Annotated in this window: 22 protein-coding genes; 8 read left to right on the plus strand and 14 right to left on the minus strand. The window is 41.3% G+C overall.

Annotation, left to right across the window (positions count from 1 at the left end; genetic code table 11):
• The first annotated feature begins 107 nt into the window (after window positions 1-107).
• Entirely contained in the window at window positions 108-1,364 is a 1,257-nt protein-coding gene (locus J4N25_RS06560; protein ID WP_207421342.1) for a PepSY-associated TM helix domain-containing protein, read from the plus strand.
• 90 nt (window positions 1,365-1,454) lie between these two features.
• On the opposite strand, the gene J4N25_RS06565 is transcribed toward J4N25_RS06560, so the two are convergent.
• Entirely contained in the window at window positions 1,455-2,498 is a 1,044-nt protein-coding gene (locus J4N25_RS06565; RefSeq protein WP_207421343.1) for an aldo/keto reductase, read from the minus strand.
• A 212-nt stretch (window positions 2,499-2,710) separates the two neighbouring features.
• Between J4N25_RS06565 and J4N25_RS06570 the strand changes: the two genes are divergently transcribed.
• Together J4N25_RS06570 and J4N25_RS06575 are read left to right on the plus strand one after the other, a co-directional pair.
• Window positions 2,711-3,946, plus strand: a complete 1,236-nt coding sequence (locus tag J4N25_RS06570; RefSeq protein ID WP_207421344.1) for a hypothetical protein — start codon at window positions 2,711-2,713, stop codon at window positions 3,944-3,946.
• A gap of 119 nt (window positions 3,947-4,065) precedes the next feature.
• A complete protein-coding gene (locus J4N25_RS06575) occupies window positions 4,066-4,893 on the plus strand; it encodes a PAS domain-containing protein (protein ID WP_207421345.1) in 828 nt (275 codons plus the stop codon).
• Here the strand turns inward: J4N25_RS06575 and J4N25_RS06580 are convergent.
• Both J4N25_RS06580 and J4N25_RS06585 read right to left on the minus strand, forming a co-directional pair.
• On the minus strand, window positions 4,890-5,159 hold the full coding sequence (locus J4N25_RS06580) for a hypothetical protein (protein ID WP_207421346.1): 270 nt from the start codon (window positions 5,157-5,159) through the stop codon (window positions 4,890-4,892). The genes J4N25_RS06575 and J4N25_RS06580 overlap by 4 nt on opposite strands.
• Before the next feature lie 14 nt (window positions 5,160-5,173).
• Window positions 5,174-5,419 carry a hypothetical protein gene (locus tag J4N25_RS06585; RefSeq protein WP_207421347.1) on the minus strand — a complete coding sequence of 82 codons (246 nt, stop codon included), beginning with the start codon at window positions 5,417-5,419 and terminating at the stop codon, window positions 5,174-5,176.
• Window positions 5,420-5,623: 204 nt separating this feature from the next.
• Between J4N25_RS06585 and J4N25_RS06590 the strand changes: the two genes are divergently transcribed.
• The 3 genes from J4N25_RS06590 to J4N25_RS06600 all read left to right on the plus strand — a co-directional run bounded on the left by J4N25_RS06590 (window position 5,624) and on the right by J4N25_RS06600 (window position 9,614).
• On the plus strand, window positions 5,624-6,022 hold the full coding sequence (locus J4N25_RS06590) for a YybH family protein (RefSeq protein ID WP_207421348.1): 399 nt from the start codon (window positions 5,624-5,626) through the stop codon (window positions 6,020-6,022).
• Window positions 6,023-6,625: 603 nt separating this feature from the next.
• Entirely contained in the window at window positions 6,626-8,983 is a 2,358-nt protein-coding gene (locus J4N25_RS06595) for a TonB-dependent receptor (RefSeq protein WP_207421349.1), read from the plus strand.
• A gap of 7 nt (window positions 8,984-8,990) precedes the next feature.
• Entirely contained in the window at window positions 8,991-9,614 is a 624-nt protein-coding gene (locus J4N25_RS06600; protein WP_207421350.1) for a hypothetical protein, read from the plus strand.
• A 214-nt stretch (window positions 9,615-9,828) separates the two neighbouring features.
• On the opposite strand, the gene J4N25_RS06605 is transcribed toward J4N25_RS06600, so the two are convergent.
• The 3 genes from J4N25_RS06605 to J4N25_RS06615 all read right to left on the minus strand — a co-directional run bounded on the left by J4N25_RS06605 (window position 9,829) and on the right by J4N25_RS06615 (window position 12,948).
• Window positions 9,829-10,221, minus strand: coding sequence for a RidA family protein (locus tag J4N25_RS06605; RefSeq protein WP_207421351.1), 393 nt, complete (start codon window positions 10,219-10,221; stop codon window positions 9,829-9,831).
• A 72-nt stretch (window positions 10,222-10,293) separates the two neighbouring features.
• On the minus strand, window positions 10,294-10,986 hold the full coding sequence (locus J4N25_RS06610; RefSeq protein ID WP_207421352.1) for a helix-turn-helix transcriptional regulator: 693 nt from the start codon (window positions 10,984-10,986) through the stop codon (window positions 10,294-10,296).
• A 132-nt stretch (window positions 10,987-11,118) separates the two neighbouring features.
• Entirely contained in the window at window positions 11,119-12,948 is a 1,830-nt protein-coding gene (locus J4N25_RS06615) for an ABC transporter ATP-binding protein (RefSeq protein WP_207421353.1), read from the minus strand.
• 194 nt (window positions 12,949-13,142) lie between these two features.
• On the opposite strand from J4N25_RS06615, the gene J4N25_RS06620 reads away from it, so the two are divergent.
• Window positions 13,143-13,313: a hypothetical protein gene (locus J4N25_RS06620; protein WP_207421354.1), complete on the plus strand. Its 171-nt coding sequence runs from the start codon at window positions 13,143-13,145 to the stop codon at window positions 13,311-13,313.
• Here J4N25_RS06620 and J4N25_RS06625 read toward each other — a convergent pair.
• Both J4N25_RS06625 and J4N25_RS06630 read right to left on the minus strand, forming a co-directional pair.
• Entirely contained in the window at window positions 13,295-14,866 is a 1,572-nt protein-coding gene (locus tag J4N25_RS06625) for a carboxylesterase/lipase family protein (protein WP_207421355.1), read from the minus strand. The genes J4N25_RS06620 and J4N25_RS06625 overlap by 19 nt on opposite strands.
• Window positions 14,867-15,224: 358 nt before the next feature.
• Window positions 15,225-17,258, minus strand: coding sequence for a TonB-dependent receptor plug domain-containing protein (locus tag J4N25_RS06630; protein WP_207421356.1), 2,034 nt, complete (start codon window positions 17,256-17,258; stop codon window positions 15,225-15,227).
• 321 nt (window positions 17,259-17,579) lie between these two features.
• On the opposite strand from J4N25_RS06630, the gene J4N25_RS06635 reads away from it, so the two are divergent.
• Window positions 17,580-17,813: a putative antibiotic biosynthesis monooxygenase gene (locus J4N25_RS06635; protein ID WP_207421357.1), complete on the plus strand. Its 234-nt coding sequence runs from the start codon at window positions 17,580-17,582 to the stop codon at window positions 17,811-17,813.
• A gap of 127 nt (window positions 17,814-17,940) precedes the next feature.
• On the opposite strand, the gene J4N25_RS06640 is transcribed toward J4N25_RS06635, so the two are convergent.
• The 6 genes from J4N25_RS06640 to J4N25_RS06665 form a co-directional block, all read right to left on the minus strand.
• Window positions 17,941-18,891, minus strand: coding sequence for a hypothetical protein (locus J4N25_RS06640; RefSeq protein WP_207421358.1), 951 nt, complete (start codon window positions 18,889-18,891; stop codon window positions 17,941-17,943).
• Window positions 18,892-19,243: 352 nt separating this feature from the next.
• Window positions 19,244-19,660 carry a VOC family protein gene (locus tag J4N25_RS06645; protein ID WP_207421359.1) on the minus strand — a complete coding sequence of 139 codons (417 nt, stop codon included), beginning with the start codon at window positions 19,658-19,660 and terminating at the stop codon, window positions 19,244-19,246.
• A 167-nt stretch (window positions 19,661-19,827) separates the two neighbouring features.
• Window positions 19,828-19,980 (minus strand): hypothetical protein, encoded by a 153-nt coding sequence (locus J4N25_RS06650; protein WP_207421360.1) that lies wholly within the window; start codon window positions 19,978-19,980, stop codon window positions 19,828-19,830.
• 376 nt (window positions 19,981-20,356) lie between these two features.
• A complete protein-coding gene (locus J4N25_RS06655; protein ID WP_207421361.1) occupies window positions 20,357-22,024 on the minus strand; it encodes a polysaccharide lyase in 1,668 nt (555 codons plus the stop codon).
• A 320-nt stretch (window positions 22,025-22,344) separates the two neighbouring features.
• Entirely contained in the window at window positions 22,345-22,887 is a 543-nt protein-coding gene (locus J4N25_RS06660; protein ID WP_207421362.1) for a lysozyme inhibitor LprI family protein, read from the minus strand.
• Between the two features lie 105 nt (window positions 22,888-22,992).
• Window positions 22,993-23,535, minus strand: coding sequence for a hypothetical protein (locus tag J4N25_RS06665; protein ID WP_207421363.1), 543 nt, complete (start codon window positions 23,533-23,535; stop codon window positions 22,993-22,995).
• Window positions 23,536-23,573: the final 38 nt, after the last annotated feature.

Below are 23,573 nucleotides of genomic sequence, written 5' to 3' on the forward strand. Positions count from 1 at the left end.
ATAAATCCAAATAAACAAAAGAAATAAAGTAGATTAATTCTAAATAACATTTCTAAACCTAAAAACTTCCTCTATATTCGCACTGTTTAAAATCAATCTAAATAGCAATGTTTAAAAAAGTAAATAGCTGGCTGCATCTATGGCTTGGTTTAGCTTCAGGAATCGTTGTTTTAATTGTCTGTATAACAGGCTGTATTTGGGTTTTCAATGAAGAGATAACGGCATTTACCGAACCACAGACAAAAATACCCAAACAAGAGCAGGCTGTTCTTAAGCCTTCTCAACTGATCGGTATTGCCAATTCCGAGTTTCCGGGAATGAGGGTTTCTTATGCGACTTATCAGCAAGGTCGGACGATTAATATTGGCTTGGGCGAACGCAAGAAAGGCGGTGCCACGCTAAAACTAAATCCATACACAGGTGCAGTGGTTGATAAAATAGAGACGCAAAAAGGAGACTTCGATTTCTTTCGTTTTATACTAAATGGACATCGAGCACTTTGGCTACCTTTTGAAATTGGCCGCCAGATAGTAAATTATTCAACCCTTGTTTTTGTAATACTTTTAATCACAGGCTTAATTTGGTGGTGGCCAAAAAAATGGAATAAAACAACCAGGGCAAAAAGCTTTAAGATTAAGTGGGGTGCATCCTTCAAACGAGTTAATCTGGACCTTCATAATGTTCTTGGCTTCTACTCTATGATTTTCCTGCTTTTCATTGCTCTTACAGGAATGGTTTGGGGAATCGAATGGTATAGTAAGGGACTATATTGGGCAACTACAGGTGGGAAATCCTTGCCTGAGCGTGGAAAGCTATCTTCGGATTCCCTGCAGGCAAATCTTCATTATAAGCCGGAAAAGGCTATCGACATTGCCTTCAGGCGAGTATTAAACCGGCACCCAAAAGCTGAAGGCTTTTATTATACTTTTCCAGATACCGCAAAAGCCAAGTCAATCATTTCCGTTACTGTTTACCCGGACAAGGGACAGTTTTACAACAGCCGTAGTTATAAATTTGACCAGCATACGCTTAAAGAGCTCACCACCGCTGACGTTTATGACATCGCCTTCGATGAAGCATCAATGGGGCAGAAACTACGGAAAATGAATTATGATATTCATGTTGGAAGTATCCTAGGTTTTCCGGGAAAAGTACTCGCATTTCTTGCAGCTCTAATCGGTGCTAGTTTACCTGTAACCGGGTTTCTCGTATGGTGGGGAAGAAAGTTCGGTAAGAACAAAAAACAAAAGAGCTCAAATGAATCACTGTCAGATACATTGAAAGAGAGCAGAGTCAAAAAATTAAATAAAGTAAAAATACCTCGACCAAAACCAGTTCTGCAAAGTAGTGCAATTGCGAAATGAAACCGGAAAAAGACATTATAAGCAGGAGGCTGCAAAGCGGCATGCAAACTTCATCAACTATAAAATAATGAAGTCTGCATAGCACTATGATTAGCACCTATATAGTTCAGGCGCAGCATTTAGCATTGGAAACTGTCGCTGATGCCAGTATGGGTAGGATGGTGTAATCTCACTCACCTCGTCAAGTCTTCTTATTTGTTCTAAAGAGAGCTTCCATCCCACGGCATCCAAATTCTGCTTTAGCTGTTCCTCATTACGGGCACCAATGATCACATTTGACACTGTTGGTCTTTGAAGTACCCAATTGAGGGCTACCTGGGAAATACTTTTACCAGTTTCCTCTGCAACTTGCGCTAAAACATCGACAATATCATATAACCGAACCTCATCAGCTTCTGTATTAACTACCGGACTACCACCTTGCGCTACTCTGCTATTCTCAGGAATTGGCTCATTCCTGCGGTACTTCCCCGTTAATTTACCCGCAGCTAAGGGACTCCACACGATCGTACCGACTTCCTCCTTTATACCTAAGGGCATCAATTCCCACTCAAAATCCCGGTTAAGTAAGGAATAATATACCTGATGAGCTACATACTTCGACCAGCCATATCGTTCAGAGACAGATAAGGATTTCATCAGATGCCAGCCGGAAAAATTGGAACATGCGATGTACCTGACCTTTCCGCTTTCTATCAAATGCTCAAGGGCCTTTAATGTTTCTTCTACAGGAGTGTTGGCATCAAAGCCGTGCATATGATAGATATCGATATAGTCTGTACCAAGCCTTTTCAAACTTTCTTCACAGGCTTTAATCAAATGCAATCTGGAAGAACCAAAGTCATTAGGATCCTCCCCCATTGGGAAAGTTGCTTTTGTTGAAATTAAAATTCGGTTTCGCTTGCCTTTGCTGGCTTTTCCAAGAATTTCCTCCGCCATTCCGCCAGAATAAACATTAGCGGTATCAAAAAGATTTACACCTGCATCCAGGCATAGATCAATCATCCTTGTCGCCTCCTGGACTTGTGTGCTTCCCCAGGCTTTAAAAAAATCATTCCCACCACCGAAAGTGGCAGTTCCTAAACTTAATACTGGGACCCTTAGCCCTGAGTTTCCTAATTGTCTGTATTCCATACTATTGAATATGTTCTTCACTTTAACCTACTGCCTGCCAAAGTCGTGCAGCTACTATGAAAGAATAATTAAACGGCAAATGTTTAAGATATAAATGTACAAAACGCTGGCTGTTATCTGCAAATAATAAGAATGAAGCAAAAAACTTTCCCCTTTCGCTGTAGCGTTTTCAGAAACAAGCTCGTTTGATAAAGACAATTACATTGGATACCATGAAAACAATTTTCCACTATCTCCTTATAGCCCTTTTGGCTACGCAATTTTTCTCCTGCAAAAAAGATGGCGAAACAATAGATAAACCGGGCGAAGAAGAAACTACGGGCGCGGTTTTTCCTGTCGGGGAAGCTGACCTTACAGCGAAAACCTCAAAAAACATTGGAGCACAGGGCGGCACTTTGAGCAGTACGGATGGAACTATTATAGTAGAAATCCCTAATGGAGCCCTTGAAGCAAACCAGGAAGTTTCAATTGTCCCCATCACCAATACCAACCCCTTAGGGATTAAAAAAGGTTATCGCCTGGAACCTCATGGGGTGGAATTTAAAAAGCCGGTAAAAGTAACCTTCTCTTATACTGATGAGGATATCGAAAGCACACTTCCGGAATTCCTGGGTATAGCGTACCAGGATAAGAAAGGTGTGTGGCGCGCAATTGGCGGTACTCAATTAGATAAAACGAATAAAAAAATCTCTGTTAATACTACACATTTCAGCGACTGGAGCTTCTTTGAACTCCTTTACATGATACCCGTGCATACAACTGTCGAGCCAGGAGGGTCTGTTGACATGAAGGTGGTTTGTGATCCTGATTTGCTGGCTCCCCTCGTTCCTGGTAAAGAGTATGGGATCAATGAAGCTGAACCTATACCGGCGTCAAGGGTGAAAAAATGGACACTTAGCGGGGCCGGCACCTTACAGGCCGATGGATCTAAAGCGAAATACAAAGCTCCTGGCACTACGCCCGATCCAAACACAGTTGCCATATCAGCCGAGATTGATATGAACCAGCTGGGAAAATTCCTAGTAGTAGGTCACGTTACTATTGCGGGCTCTTTTATCGAGTTTCAATTAGGAAATTCCCCTATGATAAAAATCCCAGCTTCTCCTGTAGTAAAATTTGGGGGCGATTACCTTCTTGCTAACCCAGACAATGAAGGCGGAGGCTACTTCCTCCTAAGATGGCCAGGGGGTAAAGGTTCGCATGGCTACACAATGGAAAACACAGGTGGGCATTTCCATTGGCTTGATGGTGTGGACTACGTAAATTACTATTTGGAACAGGACAAAGTTACCGTTAGTGGTGGCTCTATCAATATTACCAGCATGGGCGAAGAGAACGGCTGGGTGGAAGGAACCTTCACCGTCTCGCCAACAGGATCTGGAAAACCCTTTCCTCGCCCAAGCGTAACTGCGACAGGCAGGTTCAGAGCGAGAAAGGGCTTTCAATAATATAAGGTAGGCCATCCTTAATTCAATAAAAACACTCCAACAGCCGTTAGCATAAGTTCACTAACGGCTTCTCTATTTCTGCATAACTATTTATCCTGCTTTTACGTAAAAGCTCTTTAATGACTTTTGCATCAAGGGCTACTTTGGCTTACTTAACCATTAGTGTTATCTGGATTATATTGAGCGACAGGCTTATATTTTTTCTGTCCACCAAATGGAGCAAGGATGATCTTCTGTTACTTCAAAGTGGAAAGGGAATATTTTTCATCTCATTTACAGCTTTACTATTATATCTGGCGTTGAGAAAATATCGTGATAGACAACATAAATACATTAAAGAAATTAAGAAGTCGGTTGAAGAGAATGAAAAGCTTGTAAATATTCTAAACTGTGTAAGTAATATGGCGATTCTTACCGATAAAGACTCCAAAATTTGCTGGGTGAATAGAGCGTTCTACGAGTTTACTGGATTTACCTCAGAAGAGATAATAGGTCAAATGCCTTTCATTTTGCATAAAGAAAAGACTGATTCAATTACTGTAAGTAGAATAAAAGAACGCTGCGCAAGACATGAGTTCTTCAAAGAGGAGCTGATCAATTATAAGAAAAATGGCGAGCACTACTGGGTGGAGCTATCCTTCAGCCCAATGTTTTGTCCCGCTAATGAGTTTAAAGGCTATGTCACCATCCAATCTGTTATTACAGACAGAAAAATAAAGGACGAACAGATTCAACAGCAAAACGAAGTTTTACGTGAGATGGCATGGTTAAATTCCCATGAAATACGAAAGTCTGTCGCTAATATGCTTGGTCTGCTTGCCCTATGCCCTGATCAACAAACAGAAGAGGACTCAGAAGTATTCAGGTTATTACACCAAAGTACTCATGAGTTAGACACAGCACTAAAAAGAATAGCTGATAAGTCGAACAAATTTTATAAAGCCTAAACTCGTTCAATAATATAACCTATCTCCGAAAGTTTAGTTAATAAATTCTTTTGTAATTCGGACTCAAAAGGTGACAGATCAGAAGAAATATATGAATGGGGTTTTATTTTAAGAGTGCTGCCTTCCGGTTGTAAAAACACAAGCTTAATTTTCCGGCTGGAAGAATAGTATTCAAAATCTTCGATAGCGGGATTATCGGGGATCCTTATTGCTCCTGAAATGATTTCTTTATTTGATAAGCGAAAATGAGTAGGAATTATTTCCATATTTTATTATGCTCCTATCCGGTACGATCAAGCCTTCTAAAATTCATAACCTTCATTATTGTTTTAGAGGCAGGGCTCGTAAGCCTCAGAAACTCTGCTTCACTCTCCTCCAGGTTATTCTCAAGATTTAATAATTTATGTTTTAATAAGTACATCCCTTCCTTGAAGGCCTTTAATTCTTTTTTAAAGTCGGCAGATTGCACATTCACTTTGGCAATACGAGCAGTAATTTCCTCTTTGGTCACGATCGAATAAACCACCTTTTAGCTCATTTTGTTTATACCAGTATTCAATTCGTCTTGATTGGCTTTTTTATTTATTGAAGTTCAGGAGGTTTCAATTTCTCGCACCTCACTAAATTAAACGGCTTACAGAAATTTTAAGGTTATATTAGCAATTCATATCTTCACCTCTGTAATCCTAATAATATACCTTAGTTGAAACAACATTAAAAATAGTAAATATTGAAAGAGGAATTTGATAGAACTAGTCCCCTTGGGGCTGTTAAGTATTTTCGTAATTGCATTTTTAATGGTGACCTACCCGGAGCATTAGGCTGTTTCCATCCGGAAGCAACCTATATTGAAAGAGATGGTCAAGAAATTAGAGGATTAGAGAATATTGAGAAGGCATTAACAGCTATCTGTTTGTGGAAGCCCAAAATTGAGGGAGTCAAACACCGGATTACAATCGTAGAGGACCTTGCACTTTGGATTGACAATTACACAGTTAAAGCAAGGACAGCAAATGGAGATCCAATGGAAATGGAGGGAACAACTGCCTGTATGCTTAAACGAAATGCCGAAGGTTTATGGCTCTGGCTAGTTGACAATCCCTTCGCCTCTAATGATCTAACTCTTTAGTAAAATCTGTTTTACCAATAAATCCGTGGTTAATTTTGCCCAGGACTTCGATTATTATTTAAGGCAGGCAAATGTTACAGTTCGGCGTCGGCCGTATAGCCTAAAAACCTTATTTTGTAAAAACTTTATCAGAACTCGATTTTTATTACCAATATCTAAAGTAAAAATGGCATTTTTGTCGAGTTAATCAGTGATGACGTATTTCAGAAGCTTAAATAAGGGTGTTGCGTTTTTCCTGCTGCTGATTTTTTCAGCCGTGCAGGTTATACAATGTGTGCACAGTCATGGCGAGGAGACGTACTCATCTTCGATAGTAAAAGACACTCATAATACTTCCGATAAGGAGATCCATAATGCAGATATAAAATGTAAAGTCTGTGATTATGTCCAAAACCAGCAATCCAGACAGTTATGCCAGGATTTTCCTTCCCCATTAGTCGTCTTAAATATTAAGCCTCTTACTTTTTCGGTTGATTTCTCCGAAAGCCTGTTCGAGCGCTGCGTCCATATCTGGACAAACAAAGGTCCCCCTCAAGTTTAATTTCTTCCGGCTTTATTTCTGCCGGTAAGATCTGTTGTTAGAACTTTTCTTACGACACCCTTATGCGTTTTTTACGCATTTCCCCTGTTCTATTTATTGTATTTTCTATGAAGTACCGGGTCTATCTCGTTGTCACTCTCGTTTGTTTCGCCATAGAGCTATTTGCCCAGGCGCCCGAGTGTAGTTTTAAAATTGAAGGAGTTATTTTGGATTCGCTGTCTAAGGAAGCTATTCAAGGAGCCTCCATAAAGATCGTTCCCGTTAGCCGGGCATCAATAAGTGATGAGCATGGTCATTTTAGCTTGGCTAAGTTATGCAGCGGAACATTCTCCTTAACTGTTAGTGTTATAGGCTATAAAGAATACCGGAGAGAGATAGCAATTAGCTCCACTTCAGAGTTAACAATTCTGCTGCAACCCGCCAAACTAAGACTAAAGGAAGTTAAGGTACGGGCAAGAAAACCGGTTGCTCAAGGCGCCAGTGCATCACAAATGATCACTGAACAGCAGCTGGATCAAACCAAAGGGGGCACTCTTGGGGATGTATTAAAAACTGTCCCGGGAGTTACTACCCTTCAAACAGGTTCATCTATTGCTAAGCCGGTACTCCAGGGCCTTCATAGTAATCGTCTTCTCATCTTAAACAATGGCGTACGTCAGGAAGGACAGCAATGGGGCATGGAACACGCTCCGGAGATAGACCCTTTCGCTGCTCAGTCAATAACAGTAATAAAAGGAGCTGAGAGTGTAAGATTCGGACCTGAAGCGATCGGTGGTGTGATCCTTGTAAAGCCAGCTCCTCTTTCGAAGGTTCCTGGTATTAAAGGCGAACTTAATTTAACGGGTTCAACCAATGGATCAGCAGGCGCCCTCTCGGGCCGCCTGGAGGGTGGTTTACGGAAAGTGCCTGGACTAGCATGGCGAATTCAGGGAACGGGAAAAACCTCTGGAAATATAAAAACAGCTGACTATTATCTAACTAATACTGGTGTCCGTGAAATAAACTTCTCAGGAGCTCTTGGGTATTCAAGAAAGCGATTAGAAACTGATCTCTATTTCAGCCGCTTCGAGACAGAATTGGGAATATTTGCCGGCTCCCATATCGGTAATATCGAAGATCTTCAGGCTATTCTAGTGAATGGACGTCCTTTCGATGAGGGCAGCTTTTCCTACGCTATCAGTGCCCCAAGCCAAAAGGTAACACATAATCTATTAAAGCTCGAAAGCCATTTCCACTTAAATAGTAACAGCCACATTGATCTTATATATGGTTTTCAACAGAACAACCGCCAGGAGTACGACATTCGCCGTGGCGGCAGAAGTGGGATTCCTGCTCTTGACCTTACCCTAAATACCCAAACACTTGACCTATTCCTGGAGAACGACAACAGTAAGGGTTTCAAACAGATAATAGGCCTCAATGGCATATCTCAAGTAAACAACAATGTTCCCGGTACGCTAAGTACTCCATTAATTCCTAACTACGATACTTATAATGCAGGCCTGTATTACATCGGGCGGTATACAAAAGGTAAGTACCAGATGGAGACAGGATTACGATACGATTATAAATACCTGGATGCGCTCGGATATGACCGGGACCAAAATTTATATGGAGGAACACAAAGGTTCAACAACCTGTCCGCAAATATAGGAGGTGTTCTCCACCTTTCTAATCAATGGTCTTTTCGTTCAAACCTTGCTTCCGCATGGAGGGCGCCCGTTGTAAGTGAGCTTTTCAGCAGTGGTCTTCATCGTGGTTCCGCAGCAGTTGAAATAGGCGATGCCACACTGAATAGTGAGAAGAGTTATAAATGGATCAACTCTTTGGAGCATAACAGCGACAAGTTTGATCTTAATCTTAGTGTCTTCTACAACCATATAAACAACTATATCTACCTTAGGCCTTCCGGAGAGCTTTATCAAAGCATCAGCGGTACCTTCCCTGTGTTTTATTACCGGCAAACAGATGCCCGGCTTCTTGGCGGAGATGTGGGAATTACCTACCGGATTACAACTAATATTCACTATGGCCTAAAAGGTGCCGTGGTACGAGCCAGGGATATTACGAATAACACTTATCTGCCATGGATCCCCTCTGATCGCTATGAAAACAGCCTGGGCTATCACTGGCAGAACAGCCGGAAAGAAACAGAAAACTACTTAAGGCTTAGTCACCTTTTTGTTGCGCGGCAGGGCAGATACCAGGAAGGAACCGACTTTGCTGCGCCACCTTCAGGCTATCATCTTTTAGGAATTCAGGGGGGCACTCAATTCATATTCGGGAAAAGCAGGCTGAACCTGAATGCATCTATAAGCAATCTGGCAAACATTCTTTATAAAGATTATATGAACCGGTTCAGATATTATGCCCACGATCAGGGCAGAAATTTAACCCTCAGGGCAATACTAAAATTTTAATTCTTAAATGTTTAATTCACTAATTACTAAGTCTATGTCTATTACAGAAATCTACAGAAAAATGGCACTTGCTCTTGCAGCAGGAGCAGTACTAACGTTCAGTGCTTGTAGCAAAGATGATCCGGAACCGGAAGTACCCCAGGAAGAATTCAAAAGCGTGGTATTTAATTTCATTGAACTAGAATCACACGGGGATCACTATCATCAAACAACCGACACTGTTCAGGTGGTGTTTGGCCAGGACGGCAATGCAACAAAGAGCCACTACGATCTGCACGCAGACGCAGTTTATCGACTAAAAGTAGTTGCGTATGATTTTGCAGGACGCGAAATGCAAAAGGAATTTGTAGAAGAGGCAAATGAGCATCAAATGTTCATTACCGGAGCACAGGAAGGAGTCCTCGATTATGCATATGAAGATGACAAAGTGGGAGTAACCGGCCGTTTGTCTACTCTGAAACCTTCAAATGGTTCTATGACTTTAACTGCAGTTTTACGTCACGGATTGGATAAATCTAAAACTACCGCCGCCAGCTGGAATGATGTAAACCATGCTCGTTTCGGTGGTTCTGCAGACTTCACCCTGAAATTCCCTTTACACGTTGTTGAAGGTGATGGTCACGGTCATTAATATCAAACCCTAATTTCTAATAGGATGAACTTTTGCCACTGAGGCAGAGTTCATCCTATTTGTTTTTTAATCCCCATCTCCACATTTAACTATGCTAGGCTCCTAAAATTGCCAACCTTTCTTCCCTCCATTCTTTAGTTAACGTTACTCTCTAATCTATCCATAACTACAACAGCTAGCAAGCTTTTACATGAGAATTTAGAATTTTAATTTTCTACTTTACCACAGTAGCTTCCAACTCTATGGTTAAGGTAGCAAAGAGCCCTTTTACTTCCAGCAGAGTTGTCGCCTGCTGAATCCCATACTTGTGGATGAAAGGTATATATACATCCATACAGGTACTGAAAAACTCCTGAACGGAAGTTGTATATCCATTTAGCCTAACTATTCCACTGCATTCATAACCAGACTCACTGATAAGTTGTTCTAAGTTTGTTATTGTCTGAATAAGTTGAGTTCGCATATCAGCAGCGCTTGGTATTCCATTAACGTCAATAGCCACTTGTCCTGAACAGTATAGTGTTCCATTTGGCTGCTTTACTTCAACAGCCTGTACCGAATTTGTGTTTTTACCCCAGCTCCATGGGTCAAATGATGTCTTTTGCATTTACTTTATTTAATTGTACAATCAAAAGTAAAATGAGCTTGTGACAGCCATATGTCAGGGGTAAGAGGAGGCTTAATAATATTTATCGAAATATTCCTGCAAGGTCATCTTATGGCGCTCAAACTTTTCCGAAAGGACTTCCATCTTGTTTATTCTGTCTAATCGAAAATACCTGTATTCCGCTCGTAACCGACACCATGCAACCAATAACCAATTCTCAGTTACGCTAATTAAAGCAAATGGTTCAATGATCCTGCTTGAGGTTGTGTTACTCTCGTTAACATAGTCGATTTTGGTTAAATAAAAGTTAGTTAAGGCATATTGTAACTGGGATATATTATTGCTATTTCGCTCTCTATTAGTATTTTGCTCGAAGCGGGTTCGCTCAGACAATAAGTTAGCTTTATCTTTTTCTGATTGACGTAATACAGCTTTTATTTTATCGATGGCTTCAGTATAATCTTTGATAAACGAAGAGTCTTTATTTTTCAATACAAGCTGCTCAGCAAGGACTAAGGCATTCGCCTGACTTTCAGTAAACATTATCGGAGGAATTCTATATCCATCCATCAATACATATCCTTTCCCTTCTTCGGTTAAAATCGGAACACCTGCTTGTTCTAATGCTTTTATATCACGATAAATTGTTCTTATACTAACCTTAAACTTATCAGCAAGATTGCTTGCTGTAATCAATCGTCTGGTCTGGAGCTGAGTTAAAATGGCGGTCAATCGCGAAAGCCGCTTTGTGTCATTCTCATTCACACGTACTCTGTTTTTGCGAAGCAAACATAACATTAATACTTTTCACATATGCCTCACCCCTATTATTGTTGACGTGGGGTCTAATAGTAAATTTTGAAGTTCAGTTAAGATAAAAAAATCCAACAGTAGTAATTATTGATATCCCACTGCCTGTAGCTGAAATAATTCTGCGTACCGTCCTTTTTGCTCTAGCAATTCAACATGACTGCCCATTTCAACGACCTCGCCATTATCTAATACTAAAATGCGATCAGCCATTCGAACTGTTGAAAAGCGGTGTGAAATAAGCACAGCCATTCTACCTTTAGTCAGTTCTGTGAATCGCTCAAAAACCTGGTATTCTGCCCTTGCATCCAGTGCCGAGGTAGGCTCGTCTAATATGACTAATTTCGCATTCCTCATATAGGCACGAGCTATCGCCACTTTCTGCCATTCACCACCAGACAACTCAACACCTTCTGCGAATCGCCTGCCAAGAACTTGTTCATAGCCACCCGGTAACTTCTTTGCAAGGTCATCGGCAAGGCTTTGCTGTGCCGATCTTCTGATCAGCTCTTCATTGGATTTCTCCTCTATGTTACCTGTTGCAATATTTTGCGAAAAGGTCATTTGGTAGCGTATAAAATCCTGGAAAATAATTCCGATATGCTTACGAAGGTCATTAAGGTCATATTCCCTTAGATCATGTCCGTCCAGTAGTATACGGCCTTCTGATGGATCATATAAGCGCACCAGAAGTTTTACCAAAGTACTTTTCCCCGCCCCATTTTCGCCTACCAGAGCAAGCTTTTCTGATGGATGCAAGGTAAAGTTCAGATTCCGGTTCGCCCAGCGTTCGCTATGATGATAGCGGAATCCGACGTTTTCAAATTTGAAGCCTTCGATAATTGGATTCGGGAAAGGTCTGGGGTTATTTGTATTAAGGATCCTTGGCTGGATCTCGAAGAAATCAAAGAAGTCTTTAAGATAGATCGCACCTTGAGATACGCTGGTAAACCTACCAAGTACACTTTCCAATAAGCTTCGCAATTGTCTGAATGAGCCCGCCAGAAACGTAAGTTCGCCAATAGTGAGTTCACCCTGAACAGTACGGTGGATGATAAGCACATAAGCACCATAATAACCAAGGCTGGCTAATAGAGCGAAGAAAGTCCCCCACATGGACCGTCTAACAGAAATGCGCTTATTCTCAGCATAGAACTGATCAGAAAGAACCCTGAAACGATCAATGATAAAATTTGCAAGGCCGAACATTTTGATTTCTTTGGCTGTATCATCGCTTGCGCCGATATACCTCAGATAGTCAAGCTCCCTTCGCTGGGGAGTTTGGCGGCGACTTAGGGCATAGGTTTGATCATTAAAGTACCATTCACCTATGAATGCTGGGAGGATTGCAATGATCAACAATAAGACCAGCCAGGCATTAAATACAAATAGTCCCAGCCCCAAAAATCCTATCGTGATAAAGTCTTGTAATTGGCTCATTACCTGTGAAAGGAGCACCGTCCTACCATTTGTTTGCTGACGGGCTCGCTCTAGTTTATCATAAAAAACAGCATCCTCAAACTGATCCAAATCAAGAGTGCCAGCATGCTCCATTATCCTTATAGAGGTATGATTTGCAAAGAGTTCGCCCAGTAAGCTATCCATAAGAGTAATGGCACGAGTAAGACCATCAGATAAAATTGCAAGTGCAAGTTCAAAAGCTACCAGTTTCCAGAGATAAGCTTCGGCGAATGAGTTGTGACTACGGTTTAAATAGATCACTTGATCTATAATCAACTTACCTATGTAGAGTAACAGGAAGGGAATTGCCGCTATTATAAAGCGTAAAGTAATGTTAGCTAGCATAATCTTCGAGCCCGACTTCCATATCAGCTTGAAAAAGGCCGGCAGATTACGCAATGCACGTAGTCGATCTTTAATAGTAGGTTGAGACGCATTTCTGCTTGTTCTAGCCATTGTTATGACAAATAGAAACAAAAGTCTTTTGGTTTTATTGACCCCTAATTAATGCGTCGCCGGGTGTTCTTCAGGATTACTTACCCATATAATATTTAGTCAATCAGACCCGAGGAATATCGAAAAATAAGAAAGCGCAGCCTTTTTACTATTTTTAAAACGGAGGTGTGCTTGGCGCAGTCAAAAGCAATTACATGTTTAAATTTACCGCTACAATTGAAATCATCGGAATCAATCCATTTGTTTTTGTCCCTGATGATATTTTGAACTCTATATTTGAGCAAGCCGGAAAGAGCAAGGGGCCATCAGGTGTACTCCCTGCAGCACCGACATTTACATTTGAAAACTACTTTGCCCAAACCTGACCTTCCTTGGTGAATCTCCACTTGAAATAGGCATCTAAAACCTGAAGAGATTTTACATCAGGAACAAGTGCCTGGTGTGGATCCGCATCCAAATACATCAGCTCCTGTTTTCCTTTTCTAAATACAGGCCACTGTGGCAAACCACTTGCATTAGGATTCCCATACTTGGCAAAGTTAGTCCAATAACTGCTAATGGTTTCCGATAATTTAATATCCGCTTCAGTTGTCTGAGGATTATTCTTATTCAAGGTCATGAATACATAAGGAATTTCTTGTCCGTGTGGAGAGCCAAAACCATATCGGGGTGAATCTTTAGGAAAGTCTGGATGTTGATCAAAATAGTATAAGTAGACATTCGACTTACCTGTCTGCGATTGCAACCTTGCCCATGTCCAAGTATGCCAACCAAAAGCTGCATCCCGCATTAAGTCCCTGGCAGTTCTTGCTACACTAGTTTCGCCTGGAGGATATGCTTTTAATAATGTATCCGCGAACTTACCGTAGCGTTGTTTTACATTGGCAATGTATTCTTCAGGTGTTTTTTCCCTTGAGAAACTAGCGCCTTCATCCGAATTATACCCAATAAGTACAGCTACATCATTATACCTACCTTCTTTGTAAAGTTGGTACTGGTTGTCGGGTATCACGTGGCCATCAATAATAGGCCAAGCCCCTCCCATCCCCGGCTCCATCGGTAATTCTTCAACCTTAAGCTTGCGTAAAGCGGCAATTGACGAAACACCTGCTTTTTGTATAAATTCTTTTCCGTTAAGTTCCGCCTGCTGCAGGGTCTTCATGTTTTCGCCGGGATAAGTTGTTGGGCGTGTAGGACCAAATGAGCCACCGCTTTGAGAAATAGCTCTCTGGAATAATCCTTTCGCCAAAGGCGAAGCACACAGCATACTAACTGAAATCCCTCCGGCCGATTCACCAAAAATCGTTACTTTTTGAGGATCCCCGCCAAAAGCAGCGATATTATTCTTTACCCATTTCAAGCCTGCAATTTGGTCAAGTAATCCGTAGTTCCCCGAAACCTTATCCGGGTTTTCAGCACTAAGTTCGGGATGGGCCAGAAATCCCAATTTCCCAACCCTATAGGCAATGCTAACAACAACCACACCTTTTGTAGCCAGATGCTCTCCGGTACATACAGGTTCGGCAGTTGACCCGAAACTAAAACCCCCACCATATATCCACACTAAAACCGGTAGTTTTTCTTTTGGCGACTTTGCCGGAGTCCATACATTCAGATAAAGGCAGTCTTCACTTTTTCCCGCAGGAGGATTTCCGGCCTGGTAAGGAGAAGGAGCAAATTTTGTTGCCTGCTTAACTCCATCCCATTTCACAACAGGTTGTGGGGCTTTCCAGCGAAGCTCATTGACTGGCGGAGCTGCAAAAGGAATTCCCTTAAAAACTTCTAATCCATTTTCTTTGGTTCCCTGAACCATACCTCCATCCACCTTTACCTGGGCAAGTAGATCTATTGAACAAGCAACTGTAACACACAAAATGGTAGTAAGCAGGGTGATGATAGATTTAGTTTTGAATTTCATTTTGTTAATTGTTAAAATTCTTTGATTTCATTGTCCATCAGTGATATTTGGATAGATCATAGGCCAGAATTATCTGTGCATAGCATACATAAAGTGTAACTAGGAATGCCAGCATTATTAGGTTATTTCTTAACATGGTCTTCCAGGAATAAAATTGGCCGTTAGTTTTTCATAGAAACCTTACTGTATCTACCAAGGCAAGGTAAGAATATTGCCGCAGGTTTCCTAGTCTAGATAGAACCCTGAACAAAGCCTTATCGCTTTGGGCAGACAAAGCGATAAGGTAAAAAAGATATCGAAATTTTGAAATAAAATTTGCTTTATGGATGCTATGAAGGAAGTAGGCTTAAATCAACTTTTAATTGAAATTATATGTACAGGATAAAAGTCCGCTCCTCCCTACACCGTTTATGCCACTTCCATGTGTGCGATAATCTTCGTTAAACAGGTTCTGAGCACTTAATCTTATTTGAAGCTTATTATACTGGTACCCTGCAAAAACATTTAAGACTTCCCACGCTGGAGTTCCCCCTGCTGGAATACGATTATCGTCTATATCTCCCTGTGCTAACCTGCTCTGCCTTGCTGCAATACTCAAGTCAGCAGCTGCATAAAACTTTTTTAATTTGTATTTTATTGCGGTGTTCCCATAGAGAGGAGGAATACGCCTTAATGGTTCTGATTTACTAAGGTTTTTCCCAAAGGTGTATGCTGTAAAGGCTGTAAGATCCCAGTGCTTGCTAGGCAACCACTGCAATCGGAGATCAGCTCCTCTTATTACAGCTTTTTCTATATTCTCTTTTTTGTAAACATTATATCCGCTTATCACCTCATTCTCAACTTTAGTGCGAGCTATAAGGTCAGTTAACTGATTATTAAATACCGTCATCGAAGCGTTCCACTGGTTAAACTTAAGACGGCACCCTAACTCCATATTGTAATTTCGCTCAGGCTTCAAACTGTAACTCGGTATCTCATAACGGAAGTCTACAATTCCAAGAGTTCCCATATCATCGATATTAGGCGCTCGATAACCACTACTGAATGAGGCGTGTAGATTATGGCTTGCTATTTTATAGTTCCCTCCAAGATTCACAACTAAGGCTGCCGGACTTAATTTAACTGTACCAAGCGTCTCGTCTTTAATAGTCGCCTCAAACCAGTTGTAGCGAAGTCCAGCTTCTAAATTAAACCTTTTGAGTCTTAGCTGATGGATATTGAAAACAGAAAGATTTGAATAAGTAGAGTGATCTGGGTACAATCCTCTACTTTGCACTGATGCACCGCTGCTTGTATTTAGGTCAGACTTGCTGCTTGAAATGTCGTCGTAATAATATTCAAGTCCGCTGCTCGACGTCCAGTCTTGTGAAAATTTAGAGGTGATATCCAGGAGAGCTCCGACAGTAGACACTCCATCCTCCTCCCGCCTTATGCTTGGGTTACCATTCTTCTGGCTTCTACGCACTTCGGCAGTTTGTTGAAATGATGGAGTTATAGAGATTGATTGCAGAAAAGGATTCTTACCCGCGATACTAAATTTCAAATAGGAAAGAGCCCGTTGCTGAATCTGCATTTCGTTGAGCGCAAAGTTCTCTAGTTTCACTTTGTGAAAAACAGGAACATTATTCTGCTTCACAAATTGCTGGGCAGCAATTAGCTCCATTCCTTCCTTAAGCTTCCACTTCAATTTCATATCCGCATCAAGCTCCCCGTAGCCGCTAGGCGACTGCTTGCCGGTCGTGTCTCCGCCAAAAAGGCTCCCATAATCTTTGACACTTAATCCACCAAGGGCAACAAGGCGGGGTGAAGAATATACTAATTGCCCTCTGCCAGTCTTTTCCATATCCCGGCTCCAATATCGTCCCCCGGCAAGCCCGCTGAACTTACTGACACTAGTATAGTCCGGGTCCTGCGTAATAATGTGAACTACTCCTCCCATAGCATCAGAGCCATACTGTACAGACCCACTGCCTTTCAAAACCTCTATCCGGCTTATAGTAAAGGGATCAACAGTATTTAAGTACTGATTTGGGCCATATCTGAAAGTTGAGTTGTTTAAGCGGATGCCATCTATCAGGGTGAGGGTTTGGTTGCCGGTTAAGCCCCTTACAAAGGCAGAACCACCTCCATGATTTGTTTTTTGAACGAAAACCCCCGGGACAGCCATCAATGCTTCAGGGGTGGAGCGATAAAGAAATTCCTCAATTTTCTGCCTGCTTAACACTTCGACGGAATAAGGGCTGGTTGCAATATCGCTCTTGTGGCGACTTGCCGTAATAGTAACTTCCGGTAAAACTTTGGTGGTATCAGCAATCGCGACTTCTGCCTGCTGCGCGAATGTCAAAGCCGGGCCCATCATGAAGCCGGCCATCAAAACTTGTAAATATCTCAACTTGTTGTTTTGTAAAACTGAATATTCCTCATCGTCATCATCCCAATAGACGTCTATTTCTCCAAATCGCTTCTTTATGAAGCAGGGATCATTAAGTGGACGAAGTTCGTGAGGGAGTATTAAGAATAGTTAAAGAGTACGTTAAGCTTGAGGACTGTCGTGACTAGGACCACCCGGAAAATCAGAAAGGAGCGCTTTTTGAATTTGCCGATCCGCCATAATTTCAAATATGTCCTATCTAATTATTTATTCGTCCTACCCTCGCTTTTCGGCTCATTCTACCTTTGCTGTTATTCAGATAATCGCTTAAAAATAGTATAGATGAAAGCAAGACTGTTAATTTCAATCAAAATTTGGATGGTAATTTATCCTTCCATTACCCTGTTTCTATTTCTGTTTGGAGCAGACCTTGCAGGTCTGCCATTGTACCAGCGCACCTTTATCATAACCGTTTCATTGGTACCCTGGATGGTGTTCGTTGGTCTTCCTTTCATTGAATTTATTGTTGGCAAAATTTCCTCCAGAACTTATACCCAAAAGCCTCTAAATAAATAGACAAAGCTTAAATCAAACAGCAATTGGTAATTTATGGCCTCAAGAAGGGGATTCATCCCAATCTTCTCCAGACGGGAAGTAAACATCGATATGATAAAAAAGCATAATCAACATTATTTGTGAGAAATTATTTCCTGCTCTTAAAACCTATATCCCCCTCAGGAAGCGCAATATCTTTTACCTCTAGCCTCTCCGGTCGACTTTTCTTCTTCGCTGTTACAGGCTGCCTCTTCTCTTTTAGCTCCCGAAAACGTTTTAATATACCTTCTCTCTCAAAACCGCAATAATAGTCCTTGGGAGTAATTAAAGCATCATCTCCTTTCTCTGCTCTTAACCTAAGTATTTCCTCGTCAGCAGGAATATGCCAAGCTCCGATCAATTCTGCAGGGCTCCACTCCTTGGAATTAAGCAGCATTTCCTCCCCCAATTTGGTAAGATTATAAGCATGGATAGACATACTTAATAAAAGAACCCTTCCTTTTGGGAAATCTGCCTCTAGTTCGATTACCTCCCCCTCATAGCGTTCTAACGAAGATATCCGTATATCTTTTATTCGATGATAGCGGTAACATTCAGCTTTAAAATCAAAGGAAACAGCCAGGAACCGCAGAATATAATACTGCCCATTACCCCCCCGAATGTCTTCTCCCCGAAAGCCAGGCACAGAGATCTTCAATTTATTCTCTTCCAGGAATTCAGCCTTCGGCCTAACTTTAAGAACTTGATCGACAGGGGAATGACTATTAAATTGAAAGCCCTTCAGATAAGAGAGATCTGCATCATGAAGATCTCGATCACCTCGTTCCCTATGCCGGCAAGCGGAAACACTGTTGCGAACTACTGAATTAAACCGGTTAACCATACCTCCTTCGTAACCACTGATTACTGCAGAAAAGGCATTTCTGATTACCTTAGCAGAACCACTGCAGAGTCCAAATTCAAGGCTGCTTTCCTTGCTTGCATAGGTCTGTTTAACCTTAGCTGACTTTGTTTGTACAACCTGCCGACCACGATAATAACGGAAATTAAGATTTCCCATTTTCCCGTGAAAGAAACCTTTTTTATCAAGAATTGCCATAAAGACTGGTTTAGAGAATAAGGAACAAGTTATAGAAAATAATTGTTAAAAGAAAATAAATTTCTTTATTAATTAAAAACAACTCTATTTCTGTGTCGTTCCAGCTGGCAGCCAAACTTCACATGAAAGCAAATCAAGACATAATTATTTCTGCAATAAGTCCGCCATTTATGAAAATAGGCGGACTTATTGCGCATTTAATGCAGAATTTAGGCGGAAACATATAAAAGCAAGTATTAAGTTGGGGAGAGCTTAATGATATGTTAGCTGGGACTTTAGTGATAGGTATGGTTAAAAAGCTATGAGGTTTGGTGATGGCCTCATAGCATTACTTCAAACGCAGCATTATTATTTAGCCTTTCGGCATTTTACTCATGTCCATATAGAGAGCATTCCATCTGTGACCATCAAGGTCGGTAAACCCACAACCGTACATCCAGCCCTGACTTTCACTTGGAGCTGCATATACCGTTCCTCCGGCACTTTTAACTTTCTCAGCTAGCCCGTCTATTTCTTCGAAAGTTTCAGTATCAATAGAAAACAGTACTGCTGATGATGTTTTAGGGTCGGATACAGGATGCTGCGTAAAGCTCTCAAAAACATGCTCAGCACATAACATCAGTACTATATTTTTGCTTCCTATCGTTACGCAAGACATCTCAGCAGTTTCAGGAAACCGCATATTTTGTTCAAAGCCTATTTTGGTATAAAATTCCCGGGCTTTTTTCACGTCTTTAACTGGCAAGTTAAGCCATACTTCTTTGATCATAACATATTCTCCTTTTAAGTTTCTTTAGTTATATCAAAGATAGCCTTGTGACACCTACCAGGTAGGGCACAGATGCGACGCTTAAAGGGCAGATTGCGACAAAGTCTCATGTGCGGGATTATTTATACCCCGCAATAACTTACCCTCACTAACACCATCCAGAACAATTATTCTACATCATGCAGCTTTTTATATCTGCCATTAGAATCTACTTCAACATACACGTCTTCTTCGTGTAAAACCTGAGCATCATTCATTGTTATGGCCACCCCGGCAATGAAAAGTATAGTGAAAATAGTGAGCGTTAGAAGAATTAACATAGCTAGAATCTCATTAGTTAGTATGAATGCAATAACGCTATTAATCAACTTTCTATCAATACTTTAAAACACTTTTAAGAAAATTCCAGCCTTCTATTAGATTTGTTAGGACCTTCACCAGGATGTTAAAGATTCTTTAAATTTTTAATTAATACTGACGCTTAGTCATTATAATATTGTTAGTGACCTATTTCGCTGCAAACCCAATAAATTGTCTAGAAGAATGGAATAAAATTAGAATTCTGCAGAAAAGACTGAATTGATGAGGGAAAATACCAGGCTCTGAAATCCCTGTGGTAAGATATGTTAGAGTTTGTTTCAATTACCGGCTTACTACTTACAAAGATCATGTAGTAATAAGCCGGAAAAATGTGTCTTATTTATTGCTGTTTGGTTTTACGCTTGCAAGGTTTACTACACTGTTCAGATAATCCTCAATATTAGTATACCCGTCATTGTTTTTATCCTTGATTGCATCAGATGCATCCCTAGGGTTCAAACCATTTTTAGTTTCCCATTCGTCGGGAATGCCATCTCCGTCAGTGTCTTTGTATGGTGTTCCTTTATATTCCGGATAACCGCCTACCTGACTGATGTCTGTGATAATTCCCCCCTTGTACGAATCGATCGGCAGTCTCCTATGTTCAAACTGGGTAGCAGGAAGTTTTACATTTTTTAAAGGGTTTATATTCCCGGTTTTTACCTGTTGAATGATACGAGTATCCACAGGATCTCTCTTAGGTAAATTAGCACCGGTATTTGCCAACACGTAATCAAACGCATCCTGAGCAGAAAGCACAGTGATCTGTGGCATTGGCAAAGGTTCGTTCCACTTCATTCTTGGGAAGTAGGCTTTTGCCTGATCAAAGCTCATCAACTCGCCGTTCTTGCCTTCCACTTGAACACCGCCATTCCAGTTGTCATTAGTTACGGTGGCATTTCCGTGTACAATATTACCGTTAACATACGCCCGCCCGAAGGTTACATAAGGAAGCTTACTCCTTCCCGACTCCGGTTTTAGAAGACGATATCCTACGGCTTCGTTTACCGGTGTAAGCGGCCCTGGTTTGAAGTAATTATTGAAAATGTTATAGTTTGAACGATAGTCGCCGCCATCAACTGAGCGATGCACCCAATTAAACACCACGTTATTAACGAAATTGAATACATCAGCCCAACCGATCGAAGGGTTACGAGCAGCGTTGTTTGCCCATAAATTACGCATGTAAGTAGCGTTTTCGCCCCCAATGGTGCTTCCGAACGCGTGGTTCCAGGTATCCAAAGCTTCAGAAAAAATAGAATTCTGAATAGTAATATTAACTGTTCCTAACTTAGCTTCTTTTGTGCCGGTACTGTCGTTATACATGTGCCTGTACATAGACATGTTTTCGTCTAATCCCCAGCTTGCAGAAACGTGATCGATCATAATATTTCCAATGGGATTCCCGCCAATGGCATCGTCACGGCGACCCACATTCGTCTCACCTCTTCTAAACCTCATGAAGCGAATAACAACGTCGTGAGTGTTGATCCAAACCGACTCGCCTGCAACGCAAACCCCGTCGCCAGGGGCAGTCTGACCAGCAATAGTGATATAAGGGGCACGAATAATTAAAGGGGTTTTCAAACGGATAATTCCAGCCACGTTAAATACGATGGTACGGGCTCCCCCCTGCTCACATGCTTCTCTTAAAGTACCTGGGCCGCTGTCTGCCAAACTTGTAACTACGTATACTTTTCCGCCACGACCTCCAAAAGAATAAGCGCCTCCTCCTTCCGCACCCGGAAAGGCAAGAATTTTAGCTTGAGGAAGATCGATAGCCCTGGAAGCCCAGGGAATGTATGGTTTACCTTGAGCAGCCTCTTTCTCAATGATTGGAAGAGCTTTTTGCCATGCAATATCAGATTGGCGACGCGCCTGCTCCATCAATGCATTACTTGCACGCCCAACGTCTTCAGGTATTTTAGGATATTGTGCGAAGCCTGTGCTTGTCATTCCCGACAACGCAGTTAATAATAGGAACCCTTTCCAGTACTTATTCATTTTATTTGATTATAATTTTCGTTTTCTAACTCTTTGTACTACTTACCCGCTTCCTAGGCGTCCCGCCCCCTCCGGTATTCTTACCTACCCGGATCAACACAGTTTTAGTTCGATGAAGATCTCTATGAGAATTTGGTATAACCGGTTAAATTCTGTCAATTAAAGAAACAACTTTTAAAACTGCCGGGAAAGGCAATGACTACAGAGAGGGAAATAAGTAAAATGAAATGGGATATTTGCTGGACGAGTAAAGGAAGAGGGTGCGAAAATTTAATCTAATCCATAATTTTAGGATCAGGGGCGCTTTTATATAAGCTGATCTAATTACTTTCAATTGATTGATAGAACTGGAAAAGAGTAACCGCCCTGTCTTTTATCATGTTGTAATAAAAGCTGGTTGCTTTAACTTGTTGGATAGTACCACCCCCGGTGTATTCTTCCTTGCTTAGTACTGCCCGGAATGCCAGATCCTTATCCTTGAATACTATCCAGGCTTTTTCTGCCTGAATGAGGGCTGTTTTATCTGACGGTTTTAATTTTAAAAGAAGTTTTTTGTAATACTTGTTGAGAATGACATCGTATGCACTTGCAGCTTCGTTCATCGCGAACCGCATTCCGGCTGTAGAATAATCAAGCTTCATATATTCATCCATATATCTCTCAATTCGCATAGTATCTATTGCGAATTCAGTAGCAACCGCACGATCACCATCCTGACGCTTCTTAAAAGACGCAACATCCTGTTCGATCTTTACTTTGATAGACTTCTCCATTTCAGGGGTGACTTCCCTTGGTCCATTTGTAGTTTGCGCCCATGCTGTTGAAAATGAAAGAAGGAAGAGTATTAAAAGCGGAAAATTCATTGATAATTTCGTATTGATAGCCCTAAAGGTAATAGAAAAAAGCCATGAGCCTGTTGAAGACCCATGGCTTGATAGGTATAAGTAACGTAAAAGATGATCGACAGCTTATTGCTTGTAAACTTTTCCGTTGATCTTGATTTCTTTCCAACCGCCCTGTAAGCCCAGGCCTTTGATGTAGGTTACGGTATGAGGATGCCCTTTAAAATTTGGATGATAGATCATGTCGAAGCTGAATGTCATCTTGGTAGGGCTTTTCTCTACTACACTAACTTTATAATCGTTGTAGCTTTGGTCCTCCAGCGTTTGAAAAGTATCCCCCACGTTTGCTCCAAACCTGGCTCTGATATACTGAATTTCCGGAAAGCGAGGTGAACTTGATATTAGATTGTTATTTGCATCGATGCGAAGGTAATCTTCTGACATTGCATCGCCGCCAGTTAAGCTGAACATCTTGTAATAGAGCTGCCCTTTAATTCTTACGGTATCCTGAATTTCGCTGAAATTTTGACTATCGACCCTCCAGTAATTTCCTATCTGCAGGGGCATAAAGGAGTCGGACTCCGGCGTCAATGGTGATTGATAAACATCCTTTTGACAGGAAGTAAAGACAGCGGTAACAATGCTTAGTAAGAATAAAATACGTTTCATGTGTAGCCTATTTCTCTCATTACGAAATATTTATAGGG

Source organism: Desertivirga brevis, from assembly GCF_017355835.1.

Bases quoted from the DNA above. Each gene is read 5' to 3' on its own strand.
- J4N25_RS06580 (WP_207421346.1), bottom strand. From the start codon at position 5,159: ATGGAAATAATTCCTACTCATTTTCGCTTATCAAATAAAGAAATCATT.
- J4N25_RS06605 (WP_207421351.1), bottom strand. From the start codon at position 10,221: ATGCAAAAGACATCATTTGACCCATGGAGCTGGGGTAAAAACACAAAT.
- J4N25_RS06625 (WP_207421355.1), bottom strand. From the start codon at position 14,866: ATGAAATTCAAAACTAAATCTATCATCACCCTGCTTACTACCATTTTG.
- J4N25_RS06600 (WP_207421350.1), top strand. From the start codon at position 8,991: ATGTTTAATTCACTAATTACTAAGTCTATGTCTATTACAGAAATCTAC.
- J4N25_RS06620 (WP_207421354.1), top strand. From the start codon at position 13,143: ATGTTTAAATTTACCGCTACAATTGAAATCATCGGAATCAATCCATTT.
- J4N25_RS06645 (WP_207421359.1), bottom strand. From the start codon at position 19,660: ATGATCAAAGAAGTATGGCTTAACTTGCCAGTTAAAGACGTGAAAAAA.
- J4N25_RS06615 (WP_207421353.1), bottom strand. From the start codon at position 12,948: ATGGCTAGAACAAGCAGAAATGCGTCTCAACCTACTATTAAAGATCGA.
- J4N25_RS06650 (WP_207421360.1), bottom strand. From the start codon at position 19,980: ATGTTAATTCTTCTAACGCTCACTATTTTCACTATACTTTTCATTGCC.
- J4N25_RS06655 (WP_207421361.1), bottom strand. From the start codon at position 22,024: ATGAATAAGTACTGGAAAGGGTTCCTATTATTAACTGCGTTGTCGGGA.
- J4N25_RS06560 (WP_207421342.1), top strand. From the start codon at position 108: ATGTTTAAAAAAGTAAATAGCTGGCTGCATCTATGGCTTGGTTTAGCT.
- J4N25_RS06570 (WP_207421344.1), top strand. From the start codon at position 2,711: ATGAAAACAATTTTCCACTATCTCCTTATAGCCCTTTTGGCTACGCAA.
- J4N25_RS06660 (WP_207421362.1), bottom strand. From the start codon at position 22,887: ATGAATTTTCCGCTTTTAATACTCTTCCTTCTTTCATTTTCAACAGCA.
- J4N25_RS06665 (WP_207421363.1), bottom strand. From the start codon at position 23,535: ATGAAACGTATTTTATTCTTACTAAGCATTGTTACCGCTGTCTTTACT.
- J4N25_RS06595 (WP_207421349.1), top strand. From the start codon at position 6,626: ATGCGTTTTTTACGCATTTCCCCTGTTCTATTTATTGTATTTTCTATG.
- J4N25_RS06565 (WP_207421343.1), bottom strand. From the start codon at position 2,498: ATGGAATACAGACAATTAGGAAACTCAGGGCTAAGGGTCCCAGTATTA.
- J4N25_RS06575 (WP_207421345.1), top strand. From the start codon at position 4,066: ATGACTTTTGCATCAAGGGCTACTTTGGCTTACTTAACCATTAGTGTT.
- J4N25_RS06640 (WP_207421358.1), bottom strand. From the start codon at position 18,891: ATGGCAATTCTTGATAAAAAAGGTTTCTTTCACGGGAAAATGGGAAAT.
- J4N25_RS06635 (WP_207421357.1), top strand. From the start codon at position 17,580: ATGAAAGCAAGACTGTTAATTTCAATCAAAATTTGGATGGTAATTTAT.